Origin of the sequence: Micromonospora psammae (genome assembly GCF_036902725.1) — a bacterium.
In the GTDB taxonomy this organism is placed as follows: Bacteria; Actinomycetota; Actinomycetes; order Mycobacteriales; family Micromonosporaceae; genus Micromonospora.
In genome coordinates this window covers 124,449-141,067 of the sequence record NZ_JBAKHM010000010.1, presented here as the reverse complement: position 1 = coordinate 141,067, position 16,619 = coordinate 124,449, and the positions used below count along the sequence as shown (strand labels likewise).

Annotated in this window: 5 protein-coding genes; 2 read left to right on the top strand and 3 right to left on the bottom strand. The window is 68.9% G+C overall.

Annotation, left to right across the window (positions count from 1 at the left end; all coding sequences use genetic code 11):
- Nucleotides 1-4: 4 nt before the first annotated feature.
- A complete protein-coding gene (locus V6U79_RS14835; protein ID WP_334614967.1) occupies nucleotides 5-4,459 on the bottom strand; it encodes a LamG-like jellyroll fold domain-containing protein in 4,455 nt (1,484 codons plus the stop codon).
- Between the two features lie 381 nt (nucleotides 4,460-4,840).
- Between V6U79_RS14835 and V6U79_RS14830 the strand changes: the two genes are divergently transcribed.
- Both V6U79_RS14830 and V6U79_RS14825 read left to right on the top strand, forming a co-directional pair.
- Nucleotides 4,841-11,254, top strand: coding sequence for an RHS repeat domain-containing protein (locus tag V6U79_RS14830; protein WP_334614966.1), 6,414 nt, complete (start codon nucleotides 4,841-4,843; stop codon nucleotides 11,252-11,254).
- A gap of 65 nt (nucleotides 11,255-11,319) precedes the next feature.
- Complete coding sequence (locus V6U79_RS14825) at nucleotides 11,320-11,718, top strand: hypothetical protein (RefSeq protein ID WP_334614965.1); 399 nt, start codon at nucleotides 11,320-11,322, stop codon at nucleotides 11,716-11,718.
- 691 nt (nucleotides 11,719-12,409) lie between these two features.
- On the opposite strand, the gene glgB is transcribed toward V6U79_RS14825, so the two are convergent.
- Together glgB and V6U79_RS14815 are read right to left on the bottom strand one after the other, a co-directional pair.
- Complete coding sequence (gene glgB / locus V6U79_RS14820) at nucleotides 12,410-14,512, bottom strand: 1,4-alpha-glucan branching protein GlgB (RefSeq protein ID WP_334614964.1); 2,103 nt, start codon at nucleotides 14,510-14,512, stop codon at nucleotides 12,410-12,412.
- Nucleotides 14,500-16,596 (bottom strand): alpha-1,4-glucan--maltose-1-phosphate maltosyltransferase, encoded by a 2,097-nt coding sequence (locus tag V6U79_RS14815; protein WP_334614963.1) that lies wholly within the window; start codon nucleotides 16,594-16,596, stop codon nucleotides 14,500-14,502. The genes glgB and V6U79_RS14815 overlap by 13 nt, the downstream gene beginning before the upstream one ends.
- Nucleotides 16,597-16,619 lie beyond the last annotated feature (23 nt).

Genomic DNA, 16,619 nt, shown 5'->3' with positions numbered 1-16,619 from the left:
CCGGCTACAGGAACGAGGGACTTCCCCAGGCGATCGAGCCCACCGGGGCCGTGCCCGGGTAGAGGATCATCGTGCCCGCGCTGTTGCGGCGGACCACCAGGTCGGTCTTCCCGTCGTTGGTCACGTCGCCCAGGCTCGCCACGCCGAAGTCCCGGCACAGCCCGCAGACCAGCACCCGGGGTCCCCACACCGGGTTCCCGGAGGTCGCGGTGTTCGGGTAGACGTACATGTCCCCGGTGCTGGCCTGACGCACGAACAGGTCGACCTTGCCGTCGTTGTTCACGTCCTCGACGCTCGCGATGTCGAAGCCGGTGCACAACCCGCAGAGCAGGAACCGGCTGCCCCAGGTGATGGCACCACCCGTCCCGTTGCCGGGATAGAGGTACATGTTGCCGGTGCTGGTCTCGCGGACGAAGAGGTCGGTCTTGCCGTCCCGGGTGACGTCGTCCAGGTCCGCCAGCGTGAAGTTGTCGCATCCGCCGCAGACCAGGACCCGGTTTCCCCACACCGGATCGCCGGTGCCCACGGTGTTCGGGTAGACGTACATGTCGCCCGTGCTCGTGTACCGCATGAACAGGTCGATCTTGCCGTCGTTGTTGGCGTCGGCCAGGGTGAACGAGTCGTACCGCCAGCAGCCACCGCAGACCACGATGCCGGTGTCGAACGTCCCGACGCCGTCGAGGTTGGTGCCACGACGCAGGACGACGTCGCCGTTGGCCTGGGTGATGAGCATGTCGGTACGACCGTCGCCGGTCACGTCGCGCAGGTTCGGCGCCGGTCTCTGCTGGGAGTAGTTGCCGGGCGCCGTCGCCTCGGCCGGGTCCAGGCTGCGGTTCCAGATCTGGACGTTGCTGATCTGGCCCTTGTAGTACGAACTCGGTGCGCTGTTGTAGAGGTAGCGACCGACCACGAAGTTGCCCGTCGTGGGCCACGCCACCGCCGCGGCGTGCGAGGCCGTGCCGGCGAGGACGTCGTTGACGTACAGGGCCATGGTGGCGGTGGAGGCGTTGTAGACCGCCACCAGGTGACTCCAGACCCCGAGCTGCACCGGCGTCGAGCTGACCGCCTGGTCGTACGCCCAACCGGGCCCGTCCGACCGGGCCATGCCGAACCGCCACGTCTTGTCGGTGTCCTCCTGCCAGAGGATGAACCGGGCGGAGCGGCTCCCGTCCTCGGACAGGATGATGCCGCCGGCGGCCGTGGGCTTCGCCCACACCGACAGGCTGAAGGACTTCGTCGTGTCGACGAGAGTTCCGCTGCTGGCGAGGTAACCGGTCCCGGTGGCGTCACCCACGGTGGCGCCGGCATCGGTGTTCATGCGGATGGACGGGTCGAACAGGTCGCCCTCGTGCCACCGGACGTTCCCGGCGGCGGTCAGGGGCTTGGTGCCCGTGGTGTCGGCCACGGTGGTCACCGTCGCACCGCCCACCCCCTCGTTGAGCGGGTACGTGTGGGTGGCGGTGGACAGGGTCTGCGGCTGTTGGGCCGTGATGGTGGGCGTTGGCGACAGGTCGACGAGGTGGGCCCGGGTCGCGCCGGCGGTCCCGATGGTCCAGAGGTCCGGCGTACCGTCGCTGTTGATGTCACCCGCGCGCAGGGTGAGGGCCGCGCCCGCGTTCCAGTTGCTGGACACCGTGTACGGCGTGTAGGTGAGCTGAGCGGTGTCCGGGTTGACGGTGAGGTTCGTCCACAGGTGCAGCGCGCCGGTGGTGCGGTTCCAGAGGAACATCGCGGTCCCGCCGGCGAGTTGGGTGGTGGCGATGGTCCAGTTGTTCCAGTCGGCTCCGCCCGTCGGCGTCGCCGCAGAGAGGTCGAAGGTGCCGATGTAACCGCCGGTCATACCCAGGTTCGGGTAGTAGGTCAGGTGGAAACCGTTGGCCGGGTCCCCGCTGACGCCGATGAGGTCCGGGTAGACGGACCCGAGCCGCCGGGAGTCACCGGCGTTGGCGAGTTGGAGCGGCTGGTTGCCCGTCCCGTCGAGGAGCTGCTCGCGCATCACGCTCTGCTGGTTTCCGCTGAGCTGCGACTGGATGACCGAGCCGTCCCCGTTGCCCCGCAGGATGCCGGCGGCACCGGGGTTCACGCCACCCGGGTAGTAGACGAGCACGTCCTGCAGGCCCGAGCCGAAGAACCTGCCCGCCACGACCTGCGCCCCGTTGAAGTCGGTGGGGGAGTTGGTGCCGGAGGTCCCGTTGCCGAGGGCGCCGACGTTGGTCATCGCGGTCCGGACGGCACCGCTGTTCATGCCGGTCGCGAGCCACACTCCGGCCGGGATGCCGTTGACGCCGCCGACGGTGAGCAGGTCCGTGGTGTCGTCGCCGGTCAGGTCACCGTCCGTGGCGACAGCCGCCGGCTCGGCGTTGAAGGTGACGCTCGCCGATTCACCGGCGTTCCCGCCCGTGGACAGGCTCGTGACCGTGAGCGTGTTGGTGAAGCGGGGTGGGGTCAGCGTGATGGTGGCGTTGCCGGAGGTGGCGGTGACGGTCGACGGCGGCAGGCCGTTGAGCTGGTAGACGTAGCTGCTCGGCGTGGAGCCGGTGTCGGGTGGCGTCACGGCGAAGGAGACCGGCTTACCGATGACCGGCTGCGTCTGCGGCTGGCCGACGTTGGGGGCACCCGCGCGGGTGGGGTCGAATTTGAAGGTGCAGGTGGCCGACCAGTCGCTGGTGGCGCCGAAGTCGGTGGCCTGGACCTTCCAGGAGAAGTTGGTGATGGCGCCGGCCGCCGCCGTGCGCAGGGTGGTCACCGGGACGACGAGCACGGCGGTCGAGCCGGAGGAGTACGTGAGCAGGCTCGGGTTGGACGAGGCGAGGGCCGTCTGCGTGGTGTCGGTGGTCTTCCAGAGCTTGAAGGCGACGCCGAGGGTCCCGCCGTTGCGGTCGGAGACCGGGGCGTAAAGGGAGACCGACCCGTCGCCCACCACGGTCGGGGTGGTGGCGGTGCAGGCAGTTTTCGGTGAGGTGGTCATTCCCGTCGGGGTGTTGGGCTTGTGGTTGTACTGGATGGTCAGGGTGGGGCTGGTTTCGAGGAACTCCTTCCAGCTCTGGGTGTCGCTGGCCTCGTTGGCGGCGACCATCCAGAGGGTGCGGGTGGGCTTCTTGTTGGTGACGTCGGTCCTGATCTGGCTGCTGATGTCGAAGGAGACGCCGGCGGCGTCGCAGCCGCTGTAGCCGTGGGCGAAGCTCTTGGAGGCGGCCAGCGGGCCCTTGCTCTGTGACTCCCAGTAGTTCCAGGTGGCGTTGCCGGAGCTGAGCGTCGTGCCGGGGGCGTAGACGTTGACCGTCTTGTCGGTGCAGCTCCAGGACTTCGTGTTGGTGATCTTGAAGGTGGCCGAGTTGATCGTCGCTCCGGTCAGGGTGCTGTGGGGGACCGGGAAGTTGATCAGAGTGTTGGAGCGTTGGCTGCCGGAGTTGCCGACCTGCATCCGGCCGATGAGGTCGGGGGTGTTCTTCCAGTAGTTGGTCGACTGGTGCTGGTAGGAGATGCTGGCCCAGCCGGACATCTTCGGCCCGACCGGCGTCCAGGTGAACGTCGGGTCGATGAAGACCGGGTAGGCGGTCTTCGCATCGGCGAGCATCGCCCGACTCGGGGTCAGGCGCAGCTTGCCGGGGGCCACCTTTACGCCGATGGCGGCGGTCTTCGCGCCCTCGCCGGGGGCGTCCGGGCCGGAGGTGGCGTGTCGCTCGGCCGGCGCGCTCTGGGTGCCGGCACCGGCGGTGGAGTCCCACATGGCGGGGGAGGGAGCGGTGAGCACCGTCTTGCCGGCGCGGTCGCGGCCGGTGATGTTGCCGGCGGTGTCGGCGGCGAGGGTGACGCCCTTGGTGCTGGTGGTCAGGTCGAGGGCGGCGAGTTTCGGGTTGGCGGCGGCGGTGCGGTTCTTGACCACGAAGACATGGGAGAAGGCGCCTTCGCCGGTGACCCGGACGGTGAGGTCGACGCCGGGTAGCACCTCGGCGTAGGTGGCGGTGGGCCCGTCGAGGGTCGGCGCGGGTAGGGCCAGTGGTGCGGTGACGGAGAGGGCTCGATCACCGCTGGTCATCTCGGCCAAGGGGCCGGTGCCGCCGGCGGAGACGCGGATCGGGTTGGTGGTGACGGCGGCGGTGATGCTGCCGTCGGCTTGCCGCACCAGGGTCGGGTCGAGGTCTTTCCAGCGGCCGTCGACCCGGGTGCGGGTCGGCACGGCGGACTGGGTCAGCTCGATCGTGCCGTCGGGGCGGGCGGTGAAGGTCGAGGTCGAGGTGCCGGCCGCGGTCGCCTCGACCGGTTTGCCGGTGCGCTTCGCCTGGGCCATGGCCTGGTCGACGCTGAGCGCGCCGTCGGCCGGCTTCGGGGCCGGCTTCGCCGGCGCGGCGGCGACCGGCCCCGCCACCAGGGTGAATGCCGTGGACGCGACGGCGAGGCCGACCGCCGTCCCGGCCGCGACTGACCGTGTCCCTTGTGGACTCCGTCTGGATGACATGAAGAACTGACTCCCCCGTGTGCAAGTCCGACGGACGCGCGTCGCGCGTCCGGTTGAGCGGCCACAGTGAATCAGCCGGCGCGGTGTCCGGGGAACGTCTTCGGTCACACGACGTTGTCCCTTTCGCACTCACTGCGATGGATTTGGGGCTGCGATGGGCGTCTATCGTTATTATTTCGTTACCATCGATGACCGATGACATGACACATTGATCGCGCCACGGGGGTGCGCGACTGGACACTCTGCGTGGCTCCTGTCTCTTCTCGCAGAGGTGAGGTCCGTATGGTCGGGCACGGGGGCATACGCCTGACTCGTCCCAGGTATGTGGTCGCGATGATCGCGGCGACATCACTGGTGACGAGTTTGTTGTCGGGATCGCCGGTGTCGGCGAAACCCAAGGGTGGAGAGCTGGCGAAGGCCCCGGCGACGTCGCCGGGTCGGTCGGTCAAGGGTGTGAAGCCGTTGCCGACCAAGTTCGTCACGCCGCCGGACGACGCCAAGTCGAACTTCAAGCCGACCCGGGTGTCCTGGCCGAAGGCCGCGTCCGCGCGGGTCGACCTCTCCTCGGCGGGAGCGCGGGTTGCGGCGCCGGGCAAGGTGCGGGCGGCGGGGACGCCGGTGTGGGCGCAGCCGGTGGCGGCGAAGGCCGGTCGGGCGGCTGGCCCGCGGAGCCTGGACGTGAAGGTCGCCGATCGCAAGGCGGCGCAGGCGGCCGGGGTGGACGGTGTGCTGCTCTCCGTCAGCCCGGACGTGGCCTCCGGTGCGGTCCGGGTGGGCGTGGACTACGCGGGGTTCGCGGAGGCGTACGGCGGCAACTACGGCTCGCGGTTGCGGCTGGTGCAGTTGCCGGCGTGTGCGCTGACCACTCCTGGGCTGGCCGCGTGTCGGACGGCGACACCGCTGCCGTCGACGAATGACGCGGCGGCGAGGTCGGTCTCGGCGGAAGTGCCGTTGACCTCCTCCGGTGCTGGGATGCAGACCGCTGCGGGCAGCATGACGACCGTGCTCGCGGCGATGGCCACGACGGGGGAGGACGGCGGCAAGGGCGGCACGTACGCAGCCACCGACCTGAAGCCCTCCGGGTCCTGGACCGGCGGCGGAAGCACCGGCTCCTTCTCGTACTCGTACCCCATCTCGGTGCCGCCGGCCGCGTCGGACCTGGTGCCCACCGTGGCGCTCTCGTACGACTCGAGCAGTGTCGACGGGCAGACCGCGTCGACCAACGCGCAGGCGTCGTGGGTGGGTGACGGCTGGTCGACGCCGCGTTCGTACATCGAGCAGAGTTTCGCCTCGTGCATGGACGACCCGGGTGGCAGCGCGTCGCCGGTGAAGACGTCCGACCGTTGCTACGACGGGCCGGTTCTGACGCTGTCTCTGAACGGATCGTCCTCGTCTCTCGTGTGGGATGCGACGAAGAAGGTGTGGAAGCCGGAGTCGGACAACGGTGAGGTCGTCACCCACGTGACGAACTCGAACAACGGCAGCGGCACCTACAACACGGACTACTGGCGGGTGACGCTGCGCGACGGCACGAGCTACGAGTTCGGCCGCAACCGGCTGCCGGGTTGGGCGGCGGGTAAGGCAGAGACGAAGTCGGTCGACCGCGGGCCGGTTTACTCCCCGCACTCCGGAGACCCGTGCTACAACTCCGCAGGGTTCTCCTCGTCGGTGTGCACCATGGCTCACCGGTGGAACCTGGACTACGTCACCGACGTGCACGGCAATGCGATGGCGTATTACTACGACCAGGCCACCAACTACTACGGGCGTAACAAGGGTGCCACCGACGTGTCCTACGTTCGGGACAGTTGGCTGACCCGGATCGACTACGGGTTCACCGACGGCGGAGCGTTCGGCACGGTGCCGAACCGGGTGGTGTTCAACACCGGTGACCGTTGCCTGTCCGGGACGTGTCAGCCGTTGAACTCCACCAACAAGGCGAACTGGCCGGATGTGCCGTTCGACCTGATCTGCAACTCCGGCGTCGACTGCGACAACTGGAGCCCGTCGTTCTTCTCCACCGTCCGGCTCAGCTCCATCGAGACGCAGCAGTACAACACCGCCTCGTCGGCGTACGAGAAGATCGACTCCTACGCGCTGACCCAGACGATGCCGGCCACCGGGGACGGCACCTCGCCGACGCTGTGGCTGACCTCGGTCACCCGCACGGGCCATGACACCAGCGCGGGCGGGTCCACGGCGGCGATCAGCCTGCCGTCGGTGTCGTTCACCGGGGTGAAGCTGGCCAACCGGGTCGACACCACCGGCGGGCTGCCGAGCTTCTACCGGCAGCGCCTCGCCACCATCACCACTGAAACCGGCTCGGTCATCAGCCCGTCCTACGAGCTTCCGGTGCCGTGCACCGCCCCTGTCACCACCGATCCTGCGGCGAACACCAAGTCCTGCTATCCCGTGTACTGGACCCCTGACGGGTACACCGACCCCACCAAGGACTGGTTCCACAAGTACGCCGTCACCCGGGTCACCTCCACCGACCCCACCGGCGGCGCCGCCGCCCTGTCGACCAGCTACAAGTACCTCGGTGGCGCGGCCTGGCGCTACGACGAGAACGAAATCGTCAAGGCCAAGTACCGCACCTACGGACAGTTCCGCGGCTACGCCAAGGTTCAGACCCTCGCCGGTGACGGCGTCAACGACCGCCGCACCCTCTCCGAGACCGCCTACTACCGCGGCATGTCCAGGAACAACAACACCACCGTGGTCAACCTGACCGACTCGGCCGGCGGCACCCACGAGGACATCGGCGAACTCGCTGGCAAGGAGCTCGAATCCACCCAGTACCTCGGCGAAGGCGGTCGGATCGACTCCTCCACCATCACCTCGTACTGGGTCTCCGGCGCCACCGCCACCCGCACCCGCACCGGCTTGTCCGCCATGACCGCTCAATGGGTCGAAGCGATCAAGACCTACACGCGGCAGGCGATCACCAGTGGCGCCTCGACGACCTGGCGTTACACGGCGACGGAGAGCAGTTATGACGCCAACACCGCCAGCACCACCTTCGGTGAGCTGAAGAACACCTACACCTACACCGTGCCGGCCAATGCGGCCTACGACCAGTGCACCACCTACGCATACGCGCCAGTGAACGCGGGCAAGAACCTCGTCGGCCTGGTCAGCCAGACTGAGACGGTCAGCGTGGCCTGCGGTGGTTTCACTCAGGGCACGCCGGCCTCGGAGCCGGGCAGTCTGAACACGCTCACCGCGCCCGCGACGGTGAACCGGCCGGCCCAGGTGGTCAAGGTGGAGCGCAAGTTCTACGACGACCCGAGCTTCTCCACGACGTTCCCGCAGGCGGTGGCGCCGACCAAGGGCAACGTCACCATGGCGCAGGTGGCGAAGGACCACGCCTCCGGCGCCTATACCTGGCAGACCTCCAAGTCGGTGTACGACTCGTACGGCCGGGTGACCGATGCGTACGACGCCAAGGGCAACCGGACCATCACCGGCTACACCATGAACAGCGTCAAGCTGTTGACGGGAACCTCGACGACCAACGCGCTGGGGCACGTGGCCTCCGCGACGCTGAACCCGAAGCGGGGCAGCAGCCTCACCTCCACCGACGCCAACGGCATCGTGGTGCGGCAGCAGTACGACGCGCTCGGCAGGACGGCGGCGGTGTGGACGAATGACCGGGCGACCAGCAGCCCGGCCAACCACAAGTTCACCTACCAGATCTCGAAGACCGGCATCACGGCGGTCACCAGTCAGAAGCTGAACAACTCCAACGGCTACCAGACCTCGGTGACCATCTACGACGCGCTGCTGCGTAACCGGCAGACCCAGGCGGTGACCCCGCAGGGTGGCCGGTTGATCACCGACACGTTCTATGACACCCGTGGCTGGACGCGGGCGTCGTACAACGGGTGGTGGGACGACGCGACGACGCCGACGGTCAGTGCGCCGGTGTCGGCGGCGGACCTGGGCAAGCAGGTGCCGAACCAGACCTTCACCACCTACGACGGTCTGGGCCGGGCGGTGATCGTGGCGTCGGCCAAGAACGGCGTCACCGTCTCGACCAAGACGACGGTGTACGGGGGTGACCGCACCACCGCGGTGCCGCCGACCGGCGGCACGGTCTCGACGACGATCAACGACCCGCTCGGCCGTAAGACGGAGTTCCACGAGTACACCGCGGCGCCGACGGTGACCACGCCGGCGGACACCTTCACCGGCACCTTCACCGTCACCGGCGGCACCACCACGGTCAGCCGGTACGGCTACGACGGACACGGCAAGCAGTCCACGCTCACTGATGCGGACGGCAACGTCTGGACCTCAACGTACAACCTGCTGGGTCAGGTGACGACGAAGGCTGACCCCGACGCGGGCAGCAGTGCGATGAGCTATGACGCCAACGGAAACGTGGAGCAGGTTGCCGATGGCAGAGGCAAAACGTTGTCCTACACCTTTGATGCGCTGAACCGGAAGACCGCGGAGTTCGCCTCGACGGTGGCGAACCAGTCGTCGGCGAACCAGCGGGCGGCGTGGGTGTACGACAACAGCAACGCCGTCGCCGGGGTCACCAACGCCATCGGCAAGTTGACCACGACGATCGCGTACCGGGGTGGTCAGGCGTACACGTCGCAGCAGAAGGCGTTCAACGTCTTCGGCAGCAGCCTGGGCGTCACCGTGACGATCCCGGCCGGCGAGGGATCCCTGGCGGGGTCGTACTTCTTCGGGAAGTCGTACACCTCGGTGCTGGGTCTGCCGTTGACCGACACGTACCCGGCCAAGGGCAGCCTGCCCGCGGAGACGGTGCTGCACGGCTACTCCGGTGTGCTGGACCTGCCGACCACGCTCGGTGGCCTGGCCGGCTACAACAACGGCGTCACCTACGACGCGTGGGGCCGGGTCAACCAGCAGACCATCGGGTCGGGCACGAACGTCGCCTACGTCACCAACACCTACGACACGCACAACGCCAAGCTCACCAAGCAGCTGATCACCCGGTCCACGGCGACCCCGTCGACCGTGGACGAGCAGGAGTACCAGTACGACCCGGCCGGCAAGCTGCTCCGCAAGATCAGCAAGCGGTACGGGGCCACCACCCCGGCCGAGACCCAGTGCTTTGGCTACGACGGCCTGGCCCGGCTCACCGAAGCCTGGACGGCCACGGACGCCTGCGCCGCCACGCCGACCACCACCAACAGGTCCATGGTCGGCAACAGCGCCGGCAGCGGCAGCGCCTACTGGACCAGCTGGCAGATCGACCTGATCGGCAACCGGACCAAGCAGATCGAGCGCGGCCTGGCCGGCGGCACCGACATCACCACCACCTACACCTACGACGGCAACGGTCAGAACAAGCCCCACACCCTGACCTCGGCCACGAAGACCGGTGGTGCCACCGGCACCACCTCCTACACCTACGACGCCGCCGGTAACACCACCGGCCGCAACGCCGCCCAGGGCAACCAGACCCTCACCTGGGACGACGCCGGCAAACTCACCGCGGTCACCGGCGGCACCGGCGGCGACAGCACCTTCATCCACGACGCCGACGGCAACCTGCTGCTGCAGAAGGAACCCGGCAAGACCACCCTCTACCTGCCCGGGCAGCAGCTCACCCTCAACACCGCCACCGGCGTCACCGACGGCAACCGCTATTACGCCCTTCCCGGCGGCGGCACCTGCATCCGCTCGGGCAGCGGCACGGCGTACAGCTTCGCCATCGCCGATCACCACGGCACCCCCAGCCTCTACCTCGACAGCACCGCGCAAACCCCGACCTGGAGGCAGTACACCCCCTACGGCGCACCCCGCGGCGCCGCCGTCACCGCACCCGACAACCGCGGATTCCTCGACAAGCCGATGAGCCCCACCGGACTGACGATCATCGGCGCCCGCGCCTACGACCCCGTCATCGGACGGTTCATCTCCGTCGACCCCGTCATAGACACGGCAGACCCGCAACAGTGGAACCCCTACGCCTACGGACACAACAGCCCAATGGTCTTCAGCGACCCCACGGGCATGAAGGACTGCGCCGACGACCCCTGCACCATCTACTCCACCCCGACTCCTGATGGTGGAGAGATCATTCACGAGCCTGGCGGCAAGAAGACTCGCATCAAGGGCGGCGGCAAGGGCGGCGGCAAGGGCGGCGGCAAGGGCGGCGGCAAACCGAAGCCGCGGCCGGAGGCTTGCACGCTCGCAACCCCTGAGTACTGCCACGCCGAGGGGGCCCGCCAGGAAAGCCCGGACGACATATTGCGGCAATTCTTCACAGGTCTGGTTCCGGGCTTCCGCTCGCCGAATCTCACCTGCGGCATCGTCGGCTCCACGGATCGATGCGCGACCTACGAGTACTTCCGTTGGGGGGATCGGATGACCAGGGAGCTCTGGCTGACGAGCGAGTTCTCGAACATCTACCTTGACATCGACAGGAGGGCCGCTGCCGGCGAGTTGGGCGGCCGCCAGGACTACCACTTCGCCGACATGCCGCCGAGCGTGAGCCGCAAGGCTTTCGCCCGGGACATGTTGAGCCATGGGACCAGGGGTGCGATAGGTAGCCGCCGGGTTACGGCCCTGACGGGGTCGTTCGACGTCGATTGGCAGGTAGTGGGATACGAGAACGACAACCCCGTCGTTGAGTACCATGTGCAGAACGCCACGACCCTCGCTTCCGGCACAAGGATTCCCGGAGTGACGCCACCACGCGGTGACGGGAATGCGGGAAGCGGAGCGGATGCCTATCCGTTTGAGCACTTCGTGATTCAGAGTTACCGTTTTAGGTCCACCACCTGTGTGAACTCGGCGTGTCCGCAGTAACCGGACGTTCGCGGCGGCGACTTGCTGTTGGAGTTGCCGCCGCGTGCGCGGTCTTCCTTCTCGTGGTGGTCGCGATCAACGCGGTGTCGAGCTGGCTTGAGGACTCCCGCCCGGAACTGTCCGACCTCACGGTGGTGGGGTCGTGGCGAGGTGCTGGTGGCTGCGAGTTTGTTTTCAACGACGATGGAACGTTCCGCGCGTCGCAGATCCCCGCCTCGCTCTTGGGGCGGGCATCGACACAATCGAATACGATGTCCGGCTCTGGGACGTGGTCGGTCCGGGCCGCAGTAAACGACTACAGCGAGAGGAAGACACAAGTCGCTCTCGTCTTCGATGCGCTCGACGGCTTTCCGGTCCCATATTCGACTAACCTCCGGTCGGATTCAGCCGACGGCGAGATTGTTCTGTTCTGGTTCATCGGTGATCCTGATCTCGGTCGCCGCTTCGTTCTCGAACGGAGTTGACCCAGTGATCGTGGAGGCACCCGGCGTCTCGTCCTGAGACAGATCGCGAAAGTTCGCTGGGCGGTCTAGTTCTGCTAACCCGCGCGCTGTCTGGCAGGGCGAGGCTTCTTCGGAGTCTCGCCCTGCCACTTTCGACGCTGCCGAGGACACCCAGCGGCGACACCCGCAGTAGCGCCGTCGCGGTTCGGCCGATGATAGGGGAAACGCATCGAAAGGACGCAGTTCGTGTCCCTCTTCCGATCGATCTGCAGTTGGGACGGCTCGGCCGACAGGCTCAGCGTGGTGGCGTACGAGTGGTTGGGGGTGCCGAAGCGGCGCCTGCCGTAACGGCGAGCAGCCCTGGCACGCCTGTTCGCGAGGGTGCCGAAGGAACGCGGTGAGCTGGGCTCGTCCTTCGGTCTGCTCGCGATTACCTGCGGCGCATACGAAGATCATCGAGCGCGCGGGCTCTGCCGCCGGCTCCGCCGGGTTGCGTAGGGAGTTGGCAGACCTGCCCGTTTCGGCGCCCCTGGAGATTGGTGTCTACGACGAGGCCTGGCGTCGTCGCCAGAGGGACCTGGCTCTCGTGGTCCTTCCCGCGACCCGATCTGGTCGAGCGACCTCGATACCCGGGGCAGCCGCCACACCTGCTCGTATCCGAGGATGTGGTGAGCAACCGGGAGCGATGCCCGCCTGCCGTACTGACCAAGGGTCAATCGCGGCGCAACCAGAGCACCCCGAGCGGCGGCACCCGCAGCGCCGCTGACGCCGGCATCCCGTGCCACGGCACGTCCTCCGCGTGCACCGCCCCCATGTTCCCGACCCCCGACCCGCCGTAGTGCTGCGCGTCGGTGTTGATCACCTCGGTCCACGTCCCGCCCGCCGGCAGCCCCACCCGGTAGTCCTCCAACGGCAGGGCGGAGAAGTTCGCCACGCAGACCAGCGTCGCGCCGTCCGGAGCGATCCGCACGAACGAAACCGTGTTGTTGGCGACGTCGTCGCCGGCGATCCAGCGGAAGCCGGCCGGCTCGGTGTCCTGCGCCCAGAGCGCCGGGGTGCCCCGGTAGACGGTGTTCAGGTCGCCGACGAGGCGCTGCACGCCGGCCCGGGCCGGGTCGTGCAGCAGGTACCAGTCGAGGCCGCGCTCCTCGCTCCACTCCCGGTCGTCGGCCAGCTCCGAGCCCATGAAGAGCAGTTGCTTGCCGGGGTGGGCCCACATGTACGCCAGCAGCGCCCGCACGTTGGCCAGCCGCTGCCAGGTGTCGCCGGGCATCTTGCCGGCGAGGGAGCCCTTGCCGTGCACCACCTCGTCGTGGCTGATCGGCAGCGCGTAGTTCTCGCTCCAGGCGTACGCCAGGGAGAAGGTGAGCTGGTGGTGGTGGTGCTGGCGGTAGATCGGGTCCTTGGAGGTGTAGAGCAGGGTGTCGTGCATCCAGCCCATGTTCCACTTGAAACCGAAGCCGAGGCCACCCTCGGCGGTCGGCCGGGTCACCCCGGGCCAGGCGGTGGACTCCTCGGCGATCATCACCACCCCGGCGTGGCGCCGGTAGACGGTGGCGTTGACCTCCTGGAGCAGCGCGATCGCCTCCAGGTTCTCGCGGCCGCCGTGCTGGTTGGGCGCCCACTGCCCGTCCTGACGGGAGTAGTCCAGGTAGAGCATGGAGGCGACCGCGTCGACCCGCAACCCGTCGATGTGGAACTCCTCGCACCAGTAGAGCGCGTTGGCGACGAGGAAGTTGCGGACCTCGCGGCGGCCGAAGTCGAAGACGTACGTGCCCCAGTCGGGGTGCTCGCCGCGGCGCGGGTCGGGGTGCTCGTAGAGCGGGGTGCCGTCGAAGCGGGCGAGGGCCCACTCGTCCTTGGGGAAGTGCGCCGGCACCCAGTCCAGGATCACCCCGATGCCGGCGGAGTGCAGCCGGTCCACCAGGTAGCGGAAGTCGTCGGGGCTGCCGAACCGGGACGTGGGCGCGTAGTAGCCGGTGACCTGGTAACCCCAGGAGCCGCCGAACGGGTGCTCCATCACCGGCAGGAACTCCACGTGGGTGAAGCCCAGCTCGGTGACGTACGCGGTGAGCTGCTCGGCCAGGTCCCGGTAGCCCAGGCCGGGCCGCCACGAGCCGAGGTGCACCTCGTACACGCTCATCGGCTCCTGGTGGGGCTGGCGCCGCGCCCGCCGTTCCAGCCAGGCCGCGTCGTCCCACTCGTACGTGGAGTGGTGCACCACCGAGGCGGTGGCCGGCGGCACCTCCGCGTACGCCGCGAGGGGGTCGGCCTTGTCCCGCCACCGCCCGTCGGCGCCGAGGACGCGGTACTTGTAGCGGGCGCCGACCTGCGCGCCCGGCACGAAGATCTCCCACACGCCGCTGGAGCCCAGCGAGCGCATCGGCCAGCCGTCGTCGGCGCCCCAGCCGGTGAAGTCGCCGATCACCCGCACCCCGCGGGCGTTGGGCGCCCACACGGAGAAGGCCACGCCCTCGTCGAAGACGCGCGCGCCGAGCGCCTCCCAGAGCCGTTCGTGCCGGCCCTCGCCGATCAGGTGCAGGTCCAGCTCGCCGATGGTGGGCGGGTAGCGGTAGGGGTCGTCGGTGACCCGGCCGTCGGCGTCGACCCGGTAGTCCAGCACGGTGCCGTCGACGACGGTCTCGAAGATCCCGACGTCGTGCACCCGCTTCATCGGGTGCCGCTCGGCGCCGACGAGCACGGCCACGTCGCCGGCCCCCCGGCGCATCGCCCGGATGGTGGTGCGCCCGTCGGCGGGGTGCGCGCCCAGCACGGCGTGCGGATCGTGCGTCTCGCCGGCGATCAGCTGGTCCATCGGTCGTCGTCCTTCTGGGCCGGAGCGGTCGGGGCGGTGCCGCCCGAGAGGTCGGTGGGTACGTCTGCCACGGTCAGGGTGGCCGGGACCGTCGTCGCGGGCGCCGGAGCGTCGGCGGCGTGCGGCCGGCGCACGGTCAGCACGTGCGCCGGTTGCAGGTACGGGTCGAGCCGCACCGCGTTGCGCTGCCCCCACTCGTAGCTGGCCCCGGTCAGCTCGTCGTGCACGGTGAACCGCTCGTGCCAGTCGAAGCCCAGCGCCGGCATGTCCAGGGTGGTGTTGCCCCACTGCACGGTGTGCGAGTCGAACGAGCAGACCACGATGACGGTGTTGCCGGTGTCCGGGTCGTGTTTGGACCAGCAGAGCAGGGCCGGGTTGTCGATGTCGTGGAAGCGCAGGTTGCGCAGCCGGTGCAGGGCGGGGTTGTCCCGGCGTACCCGGTTGAGGGTGGCGATGAAGGGGGCCAGGGAGCGGCCGTGGGCCTGCGCGCCGGCCCAGTCCCGGGGCCGCAGCTCGTACTTCTCGTTGTCGAGGTACTCCTCGGCGCCGGGGCGGGCCACGTGCTCGAAGAGCTCGAAGCCGGCGTACACGCCCCACGAGGGGGAGAGCAGCGCGGCCAGCACCGCCCGGATCTTGAACATCGGCGGGCCGCCGTGCTGCAGGGACTCGTGCAGGATGTCCGGGGTGTTGGGCCAGAAGTTGGGCCGCATGTAGTCGGCCGCCGCGACCAGCTCCTCGCAGTACGCCCGCATCTCGGCCGCCGAGGTGCGCCAGGTGAAGTAGGTGTACGACTGGGTGAAGCCGATCTTGCCCAGCCCGTGCATGATCGCCGGCCGGGTGAACGCCTCGGCGAGGAAGAGCACGTCCGGGTCGACCTTCTTGACCTCGGCGATCAGCCAGTGCCAGAAGTCGAACGGCTTGGTGTGCGGGTTGTCCACCCGGAAGATCCGGATGCCCTCGCCGACCCAGTGCAGCACCACCCGCAGCACCTCGGCGCGGATGCCCTCCGGGTCGTTGTCGAAGTTCAGCGGGTAGATGTCCTGGTACTTCTTCGGCGGGTTCTCCGCGTAGGCGATGCTGCCGTCGGCGCGGGTGGTGAACCACTCGGGGTGCTGCGTCACCCAGGGGTGGTCGGGGGCACACTGCAAAGCCAGGTCCATCGCCACCTCCAGGCCCTGCTCGGCGGCGGCGGCGATGAAGTCCCGGAAGTCGTCCGGCTCACCCAGGTCGGGGTGGATGGCGTCGTGGCCGCCCTCGGCGGCGCCGATCGCCCACGGCGAGCCCACGTCGTCCGGGCCGGCGGTGAGCGCGTTGTTGGGGCCCTTGCGGTTGACCCGGCCGATCGGGTGGATCGGCGGCAGGTAGAGCACGTCGAAGCCCATGGCCGCGACGCCGGGCAGCCGGTCCATCGCGGTGGCGAAGGTCCCGGACCGGGCGGGCGCGTCCACTGTGGCCGGGACCGCCCCCTCGGAGCGGGGGAAGAACTCGTACCAGGCGGAGAAGAGCGCCCGGGGGCGGTCCACCCAGAGCCGGTACTCGTCCCCGGTGGTGACCAGCTCCCGCACCGGGTGCGCCCAGAGCAGGTCGGCGAGGCCCAACGCCGGGGCCACCCGGTGGGGCAGCGCCAGCCGCTCGTCGCGCAGCGCCGCCACCGCCGTCCGCACCCGCTCCGTCTCGGCGGCGGGGACCAGCGCGACCGCCGCCTCCAGCACCCGGGCGCCCTCGGCCAGGTCGTTGGCCAGGTCCTCCGGGCCCTGCCCGGCGGCGATCTTCTTGGTGACCGCGTTCTGCCAGGTCAGGTACGGGTCCTGGAACGCCTCGACGGTGAAGAACCACTCGCCGACCGCGTCCGGCCGGATGGCCGCGTGCCAGCGGTCCTGGCCCGGTTCACCCGGGCGCATCCGGGTGAACGGCCGCGCCGCGCCGTCCGGGCCGAGCCAGACCACGTTGCAGCCGAGCGCGTCGTGGCCCTCCCGGTAGGCGCGAGCCGAGACCGGCACCACCTCGCCGACCACCGCCTTGGCGGGGTAGCGACCGCAGGCGACCACGGGGGAGACGTCTTCGATCGGGAACCGTCCGCTCACACCGCCAACCTACTGTGCGAGAT